The organism is Thiofractor thiocamini (genome assembly GCF_055384375.1).
This window is the reverse complement of record NZ_AP042389.1, coordinates 261,731-278,546: the sequence shown is the minus strand read 5'-3', so window position 1 is coordinate 278,546 and position 16,816 is coordinate 261,731. Positions and strand designations below refer to the sequence as shown.

Below are 16,816 nucleotides of genomic sequence, written 5' to 3'. Positions count from 1 at the left end.
ATTCTATATAAAATTGGGATTTAAGGATATGGCGCCATGAAGATATGGCGCCGAAATTTATAATCTCTTGGAGTATTTCCTTTTTGGAAATGCTATAGCTATAGTCAAAATAACTATCGCAACGACCCAATATATCCACTGAGGTATCGGTACAGGCTCGCCCGCAGCGTATGAGTGCATCCCTGAAAGGTAGTAATTTACACCAAGATATGTCATGATAACCGAGGCGTAAGCTATAGTTGAAGCAACCGCAAAGGCAAACTGTCCGTTTAATTTTGGTATGAGTCTCATATGAACTACCGCGGCATATACAAGTATACTAACAAGAGCCCATGTCTCTTTTGGATCCCAGCTCCAGTATTTTCCCCATGATTCGTTTGCCCAAACTCCACCTAAAAAGTTACCCATGGTTAAAAGCATAAGTCCTAGTATCATGGACATTTCATTTACTCTTGTGGCTTCTGTTATGCTTCTTTGTATATGTGCATTTCTTGGATTTTTGGGATCACTACTTAACATGATGAACATGATAAGGGTAAAAAATCCCAAAAGTGCATTTAGCCCTAAAAATCCGTAACTAGCCGTAATGATTGAAACATGCACCATAAGCCAGTATGATTTTAAAACTGGAACCAGGTTGGTTATCTCAGGATCCATCCAGCTTAAATGCGCTACAAACAGAAATACACCGGCAAGTATAGCCGTAAGTGAAAGTGACATGACAGACTGTCTCGAGAAGATAAGACCGGCAAGCATCAATGCCCATGAGATATATATCATAGACTCATATCCGTTACTCCAAGGAGCATGACCACTTACATACCATCTAAGCCCCATATTGAATGTTTGGGCTAAAAATGCCAAAAGTATGACTACAAAGAAAAATCTAACGATTAACTTTATAGAACTTTTCGGTCTTAACATTTTATACATTATAACTAGAAGAAGTAAAAATCCACTAAGTAGATAAACAGATATCAATTTTGGGAATATATTTAAATGATTGTAAAGAATCTCAGCTTTTATATGAGAGTTGTCCTGTATAACTTTTGCACCGTATTTTTCCTGAAAAGCCGCTATCTTGTCGAGAGCTTTGTCGGCATCTTGCCAATCTCCGGTTTTTCTACCTTTATGTATAGCGGTGAAATAATCTGCAAGCATGGATCTTATCTTTTTTGACTGCTCTTTTGGGAAAGTCGTTATAGCGGTTTTGGGGTCATACCATTTGTTGTTCGGATCGCCCGCTTTTGGAAAGATTTTAAAGAGTGAGCCTGTATAAACATAGTAAAGCACATTTAGCCTCTCATCCACTTTTAAAACATCTTTATCGAACTTGTTTCTATCTATCGGAGGCTTTCTGTTTGCAACTTCGGCATACTGGGCTAATTTATATGGATTTTTATCTTTATAGTCAAAAAACTGTTTAAAAGAAGCATATTTGGCAGATTTTGGAATACCAAGTATCTTTTTGAGTTTATCGTGACTTACTTTTACCATAGGTATATTTTGCCAAACTCCAGGAGCTGAAAGCATACCTAGTACGATTTGATCCGCATCGAGTCCGAAAAAACTTCTTTTTCTTGATACTTTATTTAAAACATCATTAGCAAAGGAGTCTATGGGTTTTATCCTGCCTTCTCTATCCTGCAAAAGTAGCAGTCCGAATTTATCCGCATGTTTTTTTTCATATTTTTTAGCTTTTTTTATACTATCTTGAAGAGAGAGAGTCGGCTCTGCCGCTTTTAATGAAGAGGTACCAAATGCCAATGCGAAAAATATCATCAAAGCAGAAAGAGCCATAGCACTTTTGTTTTTTTGAATATCTTGCTGTATTTTTCTGCCAAGTGTTCTAAATCTGCTCTTTGGAGAGAGTATAGTCCATATAAAGCCTATAGCCAAAAGCAAGTAACCAAAATATGTAGGATATTTTCCAGGGTCATGGTTGACTGAAAGTATGGTTCCAAGTTCATCTTTATCATAAGAGGATTGGAAAAATCTGTAATTTTTATAATCAAGTACATGATTCATATATATCCTAAAAGGCATGTTGACTCCATTTTTTTTATCTATCAAAGTAACTTCACTTGCATAAGACGATGGTGACATAGAACCCGGATACCTATCAAGTTGAAAATCCCTGAGTTTCAAAGAAAAAGGTAGAGTCATCACTTTTGAACCCCACTCAAAACTAAAAGGAATACCGCCTATCATAGCAGTTTTTGTAAATCCTTTGGCACCTTTTCCCTGTCCAAAAAATGTGACTTTTTTAGTATCACCGTTATAGTTTACTTTGACGACCAAAGCATTTAAAGCATTGAACTTCATTCCGGCTCTTGTTTTTGCACCCGAGACCAACTTCTCTTTTCCTTTTAGTTTCATAGACTTTGGAGCAAAGTTCAAATCACCCACACTATATAGTCTTTTTCCCAAAAACTCATACTCTTTTGAAGGCTCTAAAGTTTTTTTACTCTGAGTCGCCATATCCATTGCGGTTATGGCTTTGTTGGATTTTATATAGAATTTCCCGTTTTTGGTATAAATACTGACCGAGGGCGACCCCCATAAAGAATTTGCACTTTTTTGCGGTTTATCGAGTGAAAACTTCACTCCGCCTATGGTTTCACTCATCCCGTCTTTTAAAACAAAGTTGCTATTGTCCGGATCCGTGCTCATAAAGGATATCATAGGTTTTCCGTTTGGATCATCGACTATGGATGTTGTAGCATTTGGCACAAAATCTACATATTTGATCTCTGCGGTCTTTCCATCGATGTTCATCTTGAGATCGAAGTTGTTATCCCCTATCTTCGAAAGATATTTTTTCTTTTCGAGATGGTATATTTTGTTGCCTTTTTGTGCATCTATCTGGATATATGGTTCACTTGAAATCATCCTGTTCTCAGTCTGCCCCTCTCTTATGTGGATGATACCTTCATATCCGATATATCTTGTAACGATCGATCCGAGAAGGATAAATAAAAATCCCACATGAAAGGTAAATACCGGCCATTTGTCCTTTCTGTACAGTTTGTATCTTACTATATTGTAAGCCAAATTTATACCAAGCAGTAATTGAATCGCCCCGAACCACAAAGTACCGTAAACGACTCCCCATGCAGTTTCAGTGCCATAGTCATTTTCTATAAATGTAGCGATACCGCTGCTTGCCGCAAATATCAAAAAGAGTACGAAGGCACTCTCCATCGATAAAAAAAACTTTTTGATAAACTTGACCATAAAAATCCTTTGATAGCAAAATTACGAAATTCTACCCAAATAAGGTAAACATTAGATTAATTTATAAATTACAACCATGTTTTAACCTCATATATGTTATCATAGTGTTACAAGATAATAAATCAAAGGTAAAAAAGTGAATTTTTTCAGATACATATCCCACTTTTTTCAATACTATAATTTTAGTGTGATATGTTTTTTGTATGCGCTAAATCCTAAAAACTACAACCCTGCTAGCAGGCAGATTTTAGTACAACAGGTGTATTATGTAGCTTTGGAAATCCTGCCACTTTTTATCTTGCTTTCTATCATTTTTGGAGCGATTGTCATGGGGTTTGTCGTATCAATCGCCTTACAGTACAACTTGAAAGAGTTCATAGGAGAGCTTATCGTGAAATTCATACTGGTTGAAATGCTGCCTTTTACATTGGCTTTGATCATTTCGTTTAGAACGGGTCTTCGCATAGGTGCAAAGACCGCTATCATGAAAGTCAACAATGAACTCAATACTCTAAAAATGTTTGATATAGATATAGTTACTTATCTTGTTATGCCAAGAGCGATCGGAAATCTTTTGGGTTTCTTGTCTCTCATTTTTTTATCTTCTGTTATAATGATCATCAGCGGATATCTTTTTTTATTTTTAGATATTGGAATGGATGTCAAAATCTTTTCATCCACGATCATAAGTGCCATCACACTAAAAGATATATTTTTGTTTGTCATTAAAAGCATGATTTACGGGTTTATCATAGTAACGATTCCAAGTTATGACGGCATAGTCATGAAAAAAAGATATTTTGAGATCCCGATCAGCTTGTCAAAAACTATCACATCACTTTTTGTACTTATCCTAAGTGTGGAGGTTTTATCATTAATCGTCGAATTCCTGTAAAAATTTTTGAAGATTTTGGTACTCTTCAGTCATACATTGTAGAAAATGATTTTGCTATGGTCAGTGAGGATACTCCCTTATTTGTCGATCTGAATATAAATGAAAATATCTCTTTGATCCTAAAGTATCACTATAGGTACAGTGTAAACAAAGCATATGAATATACGAATGAACTTTTAGAAAAATGCGGCTGTATAGATTTGGCGCAAAAAAGACCATTTGAACTAAGCAAAAAAGACAAATTTATCATTCAGTATATAAGAGCATATGTTAGCCCAAAAGAGAAGATAGCCGTCGTAAAGCCTTTTTCCATGTTAAACAGAGTGGAGGATTTATCATATCTCGAAGAATTGGTCGATATACTTGATGAAAAAGAAACATATATACTTGATACTATGTTGCAGAACTATTACAAGGAAAACAAATGTCTTACAATAAAATGAGAATAGGTGTAGGAATTTTTACTTTTTTAACTCTTGTCACTCTTTTTACAGCTATATTTTTTATATTGAAAAGCAAGGGATTGTTTGACAAGCATTATGAATACGCTTTTTACGCCAACAGCGCGGATAGTTTCGACATAGGTACCCCCATAAAATACTCAGGATTTAAGATAGGTTACATTGACAAGATAGACTTCACTTATGATGGAAAAGTATTCGTTCACTTCAGAGTTGATGAAAAAAATGCCAAATGGATAAATAAAAGAGCGTATCTTGAGCTCAAAAAACCGTTGCTTGGCGGGGCAGTCATATCAGTTGTTTCAGATCCGAACCATCCTGTTATCACACCTAACGCCATACTTGATTTTGAAGTACAAGATGACATAAACTCTTTAGTGGCAAGGCTTAAACCCATCATGTTAAAAGTAGAGAATATTATAAAAAATACAGATATCATCGTAGCGAAACTGGCTTCAAACAATGGACCTCTTTTTCAAACCATGCAAAATTTTCAAAAACTCTCAGCAAAATTTGCCAATGATAGATCTGTCATAGATACCGTAATGGGCGAAACGAACAGTTCAAAAAATATCACAAAAAGCATAGCTCATTTAAAAGATAGTTTATCTCAAATCAAAAAGATGACTATACAGATAAATTCCATACTAAATGAGGTACAACAAAATATCATAAAACCGAGCGAAGATATACCAAATCATATCAATGACATACTCATAGATATAAAAACCAAACTTAAAGACTTGAACTCCCTTGTTAAAACCATTGGAAAAAGTGACAAAGATATAGTGTTGTTAAAAGAACAGATACTTTTAGGTGTTGACAAAGCTAACAATCTTTTAAACAAAGTCAATTCTCTCATCGAAAACAATGACAAAAAGGTGAAACTGCCATGAAAATCAGATACACTTTAACTCTTATATCCTTTATATTGCTTACCGGCTGTTCATTTAAAACGGACAGTAGGTACAAATACAGAGTGAATGCCTCAAATTCGTTTGACAGTTTTAAAACATACTATCTGCAAGGAAAAACAAGACTTGCTTCCATAGCACTCAAAAGAGCTTTGCAAAGTGCCAAAAGCGGAGCTGACACGAATGCCATAGCCAAGATATATCTTGGAGAATGTGCCCTGCACAATGCCATGCTCATCAAAGATCAATGTCAAGAATACAAAGATATACAAGATATCGTGGATGATAAGACTCTACAAAATTATTACTATCTGATAACCGGTCATTTTGATAAGATAAAAATCGATAAAATTCCTTTATCATATAAAGATTTTGCAAAATATGTGAAAATAAAAAATTATGAAAAAGCCGTAAAGTCCATCCGTGGCATAGATAGCATCGACTCAAAGCTTGTAGCGGCCTCTTTGATAAAAAATCATCTCTCGCGCAAAGAGATCATCTATGTCATCAATGAGTCAGCATCGTTGGGCTATAAAAAAGCCGCTCTTGGATGGTATGGTTTTTTAAAAAGTAAAAGTACACCCTCGCAGATAAAGAAGATAAATCAAAAAATAAAATTGTTCAACTCTTTACAATAACCCGGTTTCTTCCTTCTTTTTTAGCCTTGTAGAGGGCTTCATCCACTCTTTTCATAAGAGTGTCCAAAGTGTCTTCTTTTTTGATTTGCGTTACACCGAAACTACAGGTTATATGACCAACCTTTTCAAAATGACATTTCTCTATCTCTTCTCTTAGTGTTTGGGCTATTAGCTCGGCTTGTTTTATATCGGTTTCAGGCAAAACCAGTATGAACTCCTCTCCACCCCATCTGCCAAATATATCACTTTTTCTTTTTTTATTCTTTACAAGATCTGATAACTTTTTAAGTACCATGTCACCTGCTTTGTGACCGTATATGTCATTGACTTCTTTGAAATGGTCTATATCGAAAAATATAACGGACAAATGTTTGTCATATCTTTTTGCTATTTCGATTTGTTCAGTCAAGCTGTTATCTATCATATATCTGTTGTAGATACATGTAAGCTTATCTATGGTTGCCAACTTTTCAAGTGCCTTTTCAGCCTTTTTTCTTTTTTGAATTTGTACGAACAATGTTATCATCCAAAATAGCAAAAGTATGAAAACGATAATAGCCACTATACTGTATTTTAAAACTTTTTCCCTGGAGTAGCCTTCTTGCATATGAACTGTTACCCACTTTTGATAAATCTTCTCTTTGTCACTATCTTTTATAGAGTCTATTACTCTGTTTATCATGGGCACAAGTATCTTATAATCTTTTCTTATCATAAAACTAACAGGAAATATATACTTGGATGTACCGGATATTTTCAAATTGGTAAACCTTAAATCATTTATCTTATAAGCGATAACGGGAAGTATACCGATAGCTATGTCTGCTTTCCCGCTAGAAACATAATCAAGAGCCTGATCTATATTTTTAACTTCCACATACTTTATGTTTGGATAATCTCGAAGCAAAACTTCACTGAAAGTATAATTTTTTGGCAGAGCAAACAACATCTTATCACTAATTGACTTTATATCAGGTATAAAACCTTCATTGTTGCGTGTTACTATAACGACTGGAAATTTTGCATATGGTTTTGAAAATACGGCATATTTTTCGCGTTCTTTTGTTTTTGCCGTAGAAGCGGTTATATCAGCTTTTTTATCTCTTATAGCATTCAAAACTTGCGTAAAGTTTTTTGCTAACTTGCATTCGCCTTTTATATCCAGTCTTTGTTTGACGATATTCCAATAATCTAAGGCGATACCTGCTAGTTTACCATTTTTTATTAGGTTGAATGGAGCCCAGTTACCGGTGCTTATACATATGATATTATGGGTTTTTATAAAGTTTTTCTCTTTCTCATCTGCAAGGAAAGGATTAAATACAAAATTTGCATAATCAATATTGTTATTGTTTTTAAATATTACTTTATACAATCTTGCCGCTTCCATGATCTTTGACTCATCAAATGTAAAATCTTCACTTATGATATTTTTGAAAACAGTAGCTTGATAACCCAGAGCCTTTGTTGAGAAATTTTGTGAATTGTATTTATCTTTTATGACTTGAATGGTTTCAGGAATATGAGCAAATGCATAATTCCATCCATCTTTTGTAGCATTGATAAAAGCTTGAACCGTGTTTGGTGATTTTACTGTCTTGTTTTTTGAAGTGAACAGTATATCCCCATAAAAATCCAACCCGTACTTACTGGGATCAAATACATTATATGAGATATTTTTTTCTTTTAAATAATAAGGTTGATTGGATAAAAAAACAGTATAAAGATCAGCCTTGTTTTTTAAAATATCATCAACATTAAAAACATTTTCTTTTATATTTATATCATCAGGTTTTATATCTGAAATTTGCAACATAGAAAGCAGTGAAATATTTTGCAGGCTAGTTGGGCTTGCCATGATCGATTTATCTTTGATATCTTCTATAGATAAAATATCTTTATTTGTTGTAAGAAGAACCAATGGGGATTTCTTAAAAACAGGCATAAGGAGTTTCACGGGATTGTCTAGAAGTCTTGAATATATAAGCGAGCTACCTCCTATTCCAAAATCTGCATTTTTATATAAAACCTCATTTACAACATTTTCATTGCTATTTAGCTCTTGAATATCCACATCAAGTCCGGCTTTTTTGTAAAAACCTTTCTCTTTTGCCATGTAATATCCGGCAAATTGAAAAGAGTGTTTCCATCTGAGTTTAAGGACAATATGATCTGTACTTGCAACCATACTGTTTAACAATATCAACAAAAACACTATCGCGATCTTCATTTTTCTACCTGTAAAGCATTATAAAACATTATATCAAATTTTTTTTGATTAGCAAATTTTCTTTTTCGAAATAGTCTCAAGCTCTTTGCAGCAAAATCCAGCCTTAAGTCTTGCTTTTACATTTATATATCTCTCTTTTGCAAGTGCGTTGGGATAGTATTTGGATACTATTTTAAAATATACATCTTTGCTTACTTCCTCTTTTTTGCATGCCCATTCAAACCAATAGTCTCCTTTTTTGACATGGTCAATCTCTTCGGACAGGATAATATCGAGTGCTTTTATGCTTTTTTGCACCATTTCATTGTTTTGATAATTTTTCAATTTCTTCAATATCGCAGGGGTTGCATCAAGACCGTTTGCTTCAAGGTATCTAGGCACTATAGCCATCCTTTCAAGCAGTGTGTTCGTTCTTTGCATAGCTTCAAAAAGTGCATTGTGTACATCAAAATCCCCATACTCATATCCCAATTCATTAAGTATCAATTCCAGCATTAAAAAGTGCCTTATCTCATCATTTGCGACTGCTACCCAGTCATCATAAAACTTATCCGGCATTCCTCTAAACCTGTATGCCGCATCAAGCGCCAGGTCTATGGCACTGTACTCTATATGACAAACCGCATGTATAAGCTTTGCCAAACCTTCTTTGGTATCATATGCTCCTCTTTTAGGAACCTTTTGAGGAGGAACGATATGGCAGATATCTTTATATGACGGATATACCAACTTCATCGGTTCGGTTACATTTTCAAAAGAAATTCGACCATCTTTATAAAGGATATAAAACTTTTTAAAATCATTAATCTTTTCTGCTTTATTTTCACAAAACAATACTTTTTGCAATATTTCATAAAAGTTTAAAGGTGTATCGGAGTTATTTGTCTTTTGTTGTTTCTTCATAATCTTTTTTTGCTTTATAGTATATTTTTTCAGCTTTTTCTTTAGTAAAATATCTTAACAATTTCACAATTTCACCCATACTTCCGGGGGTTTGTTTCATAGAAGCTATGAAGGTATAGTACAATGCTTCTTTTTTATTTTTATCAAAAAGTTTTTTTGCATACAGCAAAAGAAGTCTTCCGTCATCTTTAATATCTATGTCATCACTACTAAGCTTCAAGTATGATTTGGGGTCTATCTTAAACAATATATACTTTGCCGAAGAAAATCTTTGAAGATTATTTTCAAGGATATACTTTCTTACCATTTTATATTTTTCATAAGAAAATAAAAAATTCATATATGATAATTTTATATTGATATCTTTATTGTTTTTCATATATTTTTTATACAATTTATCTATCTTTTTAAATAACATCTTTCCGTCGTCAATATTTTTATATAGCGATATCAGTTTTAAGTATCCCTCATCTATACCGTTCTTTATAGCCAAATTATAAAATTTCTCAGCCTTTTTAGGATCAAAAATGCCGTGTATGTTTTGAAAAAAAAGATCTCCAAGATATACATATGCTTTGGGGTTTTGTTTTGCATACGATACCATTTTCTTTAAAGCTTCTTTTTTATCACCTTTGGCTTTTTCTTCCAGAATGAGTTTTGAATACAAAATATCAGCTTCAAGATTTCCGTCTTTTTTGGCTTTTTCAAGCCAATAGTTAAATTTTCCACACTCTCTTTGCGAATCATATAGTTTTGCCAAAAGGTACTCGGCAACACTATCTCCTTTGTTTGCGTAAAAATAATATACGGCACCTTTTTTATTTGTATCGTTTATACAATTATTTGCTATCTTGATATCAAGTTTTGCATCGGCAGGGGATTTAAAACTGCATATTTTCTTTAGAATTTTACAAGAGAGCTCTTTTTGTTCTTTGGTATATATGGATGCAATATAAGTTAGAGCCAAAATATTGTTTTGAGAGGCAAAAAATTTCAAAGTATGCAAGTCAGAATTGATATAAGCATTTTCTATGATAGCAGGTTCAAACCCCGCTTTAACCAGATAATCAAGATATCGAAATCTCCTTTTAGCTTTGGGATAAAATCTCTTGTACAATTGATACAAATGCCAATAAGCTTGGGGTTTGTTTGTCAAGGCAAATTGATTGTAAATCATCTCTGCTCTATTGATTTGATGCAAAGAGGGAAATTGTTCAAATATTTTTGCCAGCGTCAGTTTGGCCTGCATGTACTCGGATGTCTCTAAAAATTTTATAGCCTGTTTCAAATTCATTTTGCAAAATGTTTTACCGGTAGTAAAATTGCCGTACTTCACATCTAGCTCTATCATTTTGAATTTTGCTTTTACATATCCTCTAGAGTAAGCATATCTAAGCCAGGGCAGTATATTTTCTTTTATATACAAATCCCTGAATTTCAAAGCTTTTATCTTTTTTCTAAAAAACTCCACAGGCTTTGAAAATTGAAAAGTCGTACATTGGGCATTTATCTTTTTGATTTGGTTTCCGATGTCTTTTTCCAGAAAAGCAGCTATCTCATAAGCTGCCGCTCCATTGTCTCTTGAAGCAATACTCCTTAAGAGTTCTATACCTTGCAAAGGTTTGTTCAAATTGTATATATACAAAACCGCCAGTTTTATTCCGGCTGGAATGTAGTCTTTTTTATAAGACTCTTTATAATACCCAATACTCTTTTTATAATTTTTCAAATAAATGTTAAAGTAATCCCCAAGTCGATAAAGAGCATATACATTGCCGGAATTTTCAGCATATTTTATGAAGGGGTTTAAAAATTTTTCTTTCTTGTTTGCATGATAGTACAAATACGCCAGATAAGCTCTATACTCTGAAGAGTTCATTTTATCAAGCAATACTTTTTTAAACCAGAACTTTGCCTTATCGATCTTTCCTGCTTTGTAATAGTTGTAAAATATGATGTTCGCAGCTTCAATGTAGCCCTTTTTATAAGCCAATAAAGCATTTTTTATCACTTCATTCTTGTCATCTGATAGTTTTGACAGTTTTAAATCCGCAAAGCCAAAACCTCTCTTTGCCCACTCTTTATATATCTTTTTGCTTGTATTTATATCACCACTTTGCAAAGCCTTTTTGGCTACATCAAGACTTGAGCATCCAAAAAAAATCAAACTACCAATAATAGATAAAATCAAATTTCGCATTTATTCCGTTCCTGTTGTTTGTAACTACGCTATAAGCATCCCCACCTTTAAAATATGAAAAAACTATACGATAGTTATATCTCAATGCTTCTGTAAACTTATAAAACAGATCGATTTCTCTGCCTATATCCTTACCATTTCCTAAAGGCTGATAAACATATCTTGTCATATCTATATCGGAAGACTCACTATATTTGGAGTAATCATGAAAAGATGCTCCCAATACCTCTTTTTCGCTCAAATCCCTGAACCAGTAAAGTGATAGGACTTTTATATTGTGCAAAACCGGATCTAGATAAAAACCATAATACTTTATATCTATCTTACCATTTAAATATTTTGATTTGTTATTTGCGATAAGTGGCTGAGTATAATCTTTTCCGCCGACTGCATATCCGATACCATAAGAATTTTTGCTATCTTTGGGGATATAAAGTACTCCGGTATCATATGCATAATCATTTATATCTTTCTCATTTTTACCCGATACTTTACCAAGATCCATCCAGTATCTAAATGTGTCACCTTTTATGGTTTTATCGCCGTTTGCTCTCATTCCAAACCAATGCAGATTTCTTTGTGCTTTGTTTTCCCATACATAATATCCTCTTATAAAATTATCTATATAAATCTGATCGTTTATATTAGCTACAAAAAATTTATCATTGTTTATATCCTTGTAAAAATCGCCGTTGTCGATGATGGAATCTATTCTTGTTCCTAAGTACATATTGTAAGTTACAAGATCATGCTCGTTGAAAATTTTTATAACATCGAGATTATTGTTATACCACCAGCTTCTGTTATCTTTTATCTTTTTACGGCCTACAAGTATATTTGCCCTGTTATCGAGGATATTATAACTTCTTAGATACAACTCTTTGACATCGAAATCCAAAGAAGTGTTGTTTTTACTGTCACTGTCAACTTGAGAGAGTACAACTCTACTGTCTGTATAAAATTTCCAATTATCAAAATAGCATCCATACTGCACGCCGACTCTAAAATCGGCATATTCACCTCTTAGTCTATGATCGTTCGTATCTTTTTGGCCGCTGTATAGATTTACTCCTCCACTATAGTAAAACCTGTATAGTGAGTTATAGCAAGTTTTGGTATTGTTATTGTCAATAGTTTCGGTTTTTTGTTTCGGAGATAGGATTTTAAACTTGTTTATATTTACATGTATCTCCTTATATAGTTTCGCCTGATCAATCTCCCATCTGTTTTTCTTCTTAATACATTTTTTACAATTTCCTATACAATTCTTACACGGCGTCAAATACTTTTCATATCCTTCACTGTTTTTTCCGGTGTCAAAACTATTTTGCTTTTTCAATACTTTTCTATCTCTTGGCAAAGGGTTTTTGCAATTAACTATAAAAGCATCTTTATACTCTTTTTTGACTTTAACAAGCATTTTCAAGGCTTCTTTATAATATCCAAAGGCTCCTATCTTTAAAACCTCATATTTTTTTTGTTTCTCTTTTATAGCAAGGCCTTTAAATATTGTATAAAACTTTTTTTCCTGATAAGAGGGTATATTTTTTGCACTATAGGCTATGATACAACTGTTCGGATAAGCATAGAGTATCATGATAAAAAACAGTAGTAAGGTTTTCATTTGAGCAACTCTTTCATCGTTATTTGTTTTTCCCTGTACCTGTTGATCAGTTTTAAATATTTTTTCATTTGTAACTTTATCTTGTCATCTTTATCGAATCTCTCTTTCAAAATCTTTCTTACCTGGTCTGAGGTATATATTTTTTTATCTACGGATTTCTTGCATAGTTTGGAGGTCATCATTTTTTGGTTTTTATATTTTATATAATTAAAATATTTGATTTTCGGCAAATTTGTATCTTCATAAAATTTTTTCATAAAAAAATCCAAATTTATATACATAGTCGAATAATTTCGATTTAAAAATTTGATATATTCGTAAAAATCATCTATCTTCACACTTTTCATCTTATATCTAAATAGATTGAGCATGTATTGCATATATTTTTTTTTGATCTTTGGAAATTTGCATATGGCTTTGCTTGTATCATTTTTTAGAAAAATCATTCCCTCTTGCATATACTTTTGTACTTTTTTATATATAAGATTGATATCTTTTTTGTTAACAGGCAGGATATACTTTATGTAATTCAACGACAAAATCGCATCCTTATCACCAAATACAGCAGCTTCAATGAGATAAAAGAGAAATTTGTCTATCTTTGCTCTGTTTCGTTCAAATACATTTATGTTGTAAAATGCATAAACACTCAAACCTTTTGCGACAAATATGGAAGACTCTCTTTGTAATTCAAGATTTGAAAGTTTTTTTAAATTTAAAAGTTGATATATATTTGCTAAAGCGATTCCGCTTTGTATATTGTAGCTAAACAAATCTTTCATGATATCGGTATATCTATAATCAACTCTGTACGAGTCAGTACTTTTTCTGTGATAACTGCTACCTAATCCATAAAGCTTAAAGGATAAACGATTGTCATATATCTTGGGAGTGAACAAGGAGAGATCGTTACCAAAGAGCATATCAGTATTGTAAAGGAAATTTTTATAAAAATATATTGCCGCATTGTTTTTGACACTGATTTGAAAATTCAAGTTATGTACGATTCTATTTTTGGAAATTACTGCTGAAGTGCCTTTATGATAAGGGTCTCTATGAAAATCCCTATAAAATACACTGTCGATATTTTTTGTTAAAAGCTCTATTCCGTTGCGGCCGTTATCTGATATAAAGTTTTTATACACACCTGTTCTTACACTGTTTCTGATTATCATACCATCAAGTTTGTTATAGTGTATTTTGTTGGAATGGACTAGATTGTCATCACTTTCTTGAAGAGAGATCCCTGAAAGGTCATTTTTTACTATCAAATTATCACTTATGATATTTTTATCGGAGGACCTGTCAAGCATGATGCCGTTACCCTTGTTTTTATATGCTATATTTTGAAAAACAAAACTGCTTTTTACGCCCCTTGACATGACGATACCATGAGCGAATTTCGCATTTTTTACTACATTCCTTGCAATTATCAAATCGGAAGAGTAATCATGAGGGTCTATGTCATATATGATATTATCATAAAAATAGTTTCCCAAAATCAGAACGTTGCGGGCATTGTTCGTATAAAATCCCATCATATTGTCATGGATCGTATTGCCTATGAACACACCTTTTGGCTCATACTTCCTAAGCCAGTAAACAAGACTGTTTCTTTTAAAGTATTGAGTAGGCAATCTTGCCAGCGATATCCCAAAAGTCGCTACACTATCATGAAAACCAAGTCCCGCAAATTCCGAATTTAAAAAAACTGTTTCTGAATTGGCCATAGCCAAAATGTAAGGTCTTGGATTTTGTTTTCCTATCATCAAGACTTCTTCGTGAAAAAAATTCTTTCTTGATGCGATTTTGTTTTTATCTATATCCCATGCAAATATCCCGGAATGATTTACATATAATTTTCCATGATACATGACAAATATCGGTTTTGGTTTTGTCTCCAAAAGTATGGTTTTTTTATCGATGACCAAACTGGCGCTTGGAGAGATATATATGGGTATCTTTATGATATATTTATTTGGAGCGATTTTATCTATTATTTTTTTGTTATGCAGGAATTTATAGAGATATTCGATACTGTAAACTCCGTTATACAAAACAAGTATGGATTTTTTGAAATTATGTTTGCTATAATATCTGTAAAAGGAATATATGCTAGAGACAGGCAAAAACGGTAATTTATCAAACTTAACGATTTCTATGCCATTGCCATAGAATTTATCCGGTATTTGGTATGTTATCCTTTTTACATCGACATTTTTGATGATTTTCAAATACTCTTTTTCTTTCTTTCTTAGATTTGATTTCAGAGTAGATGAAAAATAGGGAAAAACTATATAAGTCATCTTCGCATCAGGTTTCTTTTTGATGATCTTTTCATTTTTAAAATTAAAATGGCTTTTTTTCAAAGATTCATATATTTTAAGAGCTTCTTTTTTTGTTTTATAACATCCTATATATGCGGTTTTATGATTGAAATACAAGTTTTCACCGTCTATTGCACATCTTTTGTTTTGCACAAAAGTGTTTGGCTCATAAACGGGAGTATATGCTCCTATTTGTGTTTTTATCAAAAAACATTCGTTTTTTGCAAACAGGGTGCTAAAAAATATTGAAAATAAAACTATCGCAATTTTTTTCATTGACCACTCCAAGCCTGTTAGCAAGAGTATCTATCTTGACAAAAACACTATCACCTATCATATTTTTATCTCTCAATCCAAACGGTTTTATGTAAACTATGATGTAATTGTAGGGGGTTGTATAAGTATTTTCCAATGGTCTGCTTTTAATCGTATCGATCTTTTGAGGATATATTATCTTGTATATCTTTCCGTGATATACTTTACCGTTTAAAATGATCTTTACTATATAACCGGGTTGTATTTTTATCAAATCTTTTGAGAAAAACGTACTTTTTACAAACAGTGACGAGTTGTCATCAAGAATCGTAACTATAGGTTCAGCTACATTTCTAAAATCATTATCTCTGGCATTTACTTTTATCACTGTGCCGTTAGAGGGTGACAACACAGTACTGATGCCACCGTTCACAAGATGGGCTACCGCTATGAGTTTATCTTTTTTCATCCTCGCACCTTCGGTTATATTGTCCTCAAACTTAATATAAGAAGGATACGGCGATCTAACAACCGTAATATTCGAATCCACATACCCATTCACACTGTCAACTACAAATAATTTTTTATAAATAACAAAAAATAAAAATGAAAGTAAAATCAGGATAGTGATAAATATCAAAGACAGTATTCTTTTTGCTTTTTTTACTTCAATTTTATCTATTTTTGGCTTCTTGGGATACATTTGTACTTTTGTAACAGCTGTTATGATATCATCTTGTGTTACTATATCACCACTTATATAGGCATTTATTATCTGATTTAGGATTGCGAATTGCTGAGGAGTCAAGCTTGTAAATCTACACCCTATGGAGCTTTTGTTTTTATGCAAACACTCTATCATCAAGTCATCGACTATAGTTTCAAACTGATCAAATTTAAAAATCATTTTTACTTTTATGAATTTTCCCATATACTCATCAGGAAGGTCTTTGACGGAACAACCGGTCAGCGACCAGTCATGAAGAGTATAAATTTTACCGTCTATTTCCATTTTGGCAGGAATGTGATATCTTGCCTGCTGTCTTGTGATCTCGGCTTCATGAACAATTTGCGGGGATAAATCCTCTTTCTCGTTTTTTATCTCTTCCTCTTTTTTACTCATTTGATATCC

General features: G+C 32.9%; 11 protein-coding genes. 4 read left to right on the top strand and 7 right to left on the bottom strand.

Translation table 11 applies throughout. The features are described 5' to 3' along the window. Nucleotides 1–57: 57 nt before the first annotated feature. Entirely contained in the window at nt 58–3,237 is a 3,180-nt protein-coding gene (locus ACZ47B_RS01370; protein ID WP_464894891.1) for a cytochrome c biogenesis protein, read from the bottom strand. 136 nt (nt 3,238–3,373) lie between these two features. On the opposite strand from ACZ47B_RS01370, the gene ACZ47B_RS01365 reads away from it, so the two are divergent. Genes ACZ47B_RS01365 through ACZ47B_RS01350 form a run of 4 tightly spaced genes read left to right on the top strand, consistent with a single transcriptional unit; the run spans nt 3,374 to nt 6,145 of the window. Continuing rightward, entirely contained in the window at nt 3,374–4,132 is a 759-nt protein-coding gene (locus ACZ47B_RS01365) for an ABC transporter permease (protein ID WP_464894890.1), read from the top strand. Nucleotides 4,133–4,188: 56 nt separating this feature from the next. Then, the gene (locus ACZ47B_RS01360; RefSeq protein WP_464894889.1) at nt 4,189–4,575 is read left to right on the top strand and encodes a hypothetical protein; all 387 of its coding nucleotides are present in this window, start codon (nt 4,189–4,191) and stop codon (nt 4,573–4,575) included. Beyond that, nucleotides 4,557–5,489 (top strand): MlaD family protein, encoded by a 933-nt coding sequence (locus ACZ47B_RS01355; RefSeq protein WP_464894888.1) that lies wholly within the window; start codon nt 4,557–4,559, stop codon nt 5,487–5,489. Before ACZ47B_RS01360 ends, ACZ47B_RS01355 begins: the two co-directional genes overlap by 19 nt. Continuing rightward, on the top strand, nt 5,486–6,145 hold the full coding sequence (locus tag ACZ47B_RS01350) for a hypothetical protein (RefSeq protein WP_464894887.1): 660 nt from the start codon (nt 5,486–5,488) through the stop codon (nt 6,143–6,145). Before ACZ47B_RS01355 ends, ACZ47B_RS01350 begins: the two co-directional genes overlap by 4 nt. Here ACZ47B_RS01350 and ACZ47B_RS01345 read toward each other — a convergent pair. From ACZ47B_RS01345 to ACZ47B_RS01320, 6 genes are read right to left on the bottom strand one after another with little or no spacing between them, the layout of a single operon-like run. Continuing rightward, nucleotides 6,129–8,375 (bottom strand): transporter substrate-binding domain-containing diguanylate cyclase, encoded by a 2,247-nt coding sequence (locus ACZ47B_RS01345; protein WP_464894886.1) that lies wholly within the window; start codon nt 8,373–8,375, stop codon nt 6,129–6,131. The genes ACZ47B_RS01350 and ACZ47B_RS01345 overlap by 17 nt on opposite strands. A 48-nt stretch (nt 8,376–8,423) precedes the next feature. Next, nucleotides 8,424–9,278, bottom strand: a complete 855-nt coding sequence (locus tag ACZ47B_RS01340) for a ferritin-like domain-containing protein (RefSeq protein ID WP_464894885.1) — start codon at nt 9,276–9,278, stop codon at nt 8,424–8,426. Continuing rightward, entirely contained in the window at nt 9,253–11,478 is a 2,226-nt protein-coding gene (locus ACZ47B_RS01335) for an SEL1-like repeat protein (RefSeq protein WP_464894884.1), read from the bottom strand. The genes ACZ47B_RS01340 and ACZ47B_RS01335 overlap by 26 nt, the downstream gene beginning before the upstream one ends. After that, nucleotides 11,447–13,102, bottom strand: a complete 1,656-nt coding sequence (locus tag ACZ47B_RS01330; protein ID WP_464894883.1) for an alginate export family protein — start codon at nt 13,100–13,102, stop codon at nt 11,447–11,449. The genes ACZ47B_RS01335 and ACZ47B_RS01330 overlap by 32 nt, the downstream gene beginning before the upstream one ends. Next, nucleotides 13,099–15,705 (bottom strand): right-handed parallel beta-helix repeat-containing protein, encoded by a 2,607-nt coding sequence (locus tag ACZ47B_RS01325; protein ID WP_464894882.1) that lies wholly within the window; start codon nt 15,703–15,705, stop codon nt 13,099–13,101. Before ACZ47B_RS01325 ends, ACZ47B_RS01330 begins: the two co-directional genes overlap by 4 nt. Further along, nucleotides 15,665–16,807 carry a PilZ domain-containing protein gene (locus ACZ47B_RS01320; protein WP_464894881.1) on the bottom strand — a complete coding sequence of 381 codons (1,143 nt, stop codon included), beginning with the start codon at nt 16,805–16,807 and terminating at the stop codon, nt 15,665–15,667. Before ACZ47B_RS01320 ends, ACZ47B_RS01325 begins: the two co-directional genes overlap by 41 nt. Nucleotides 16,808–16,816 lie beyond the last annotated feature (9 nt).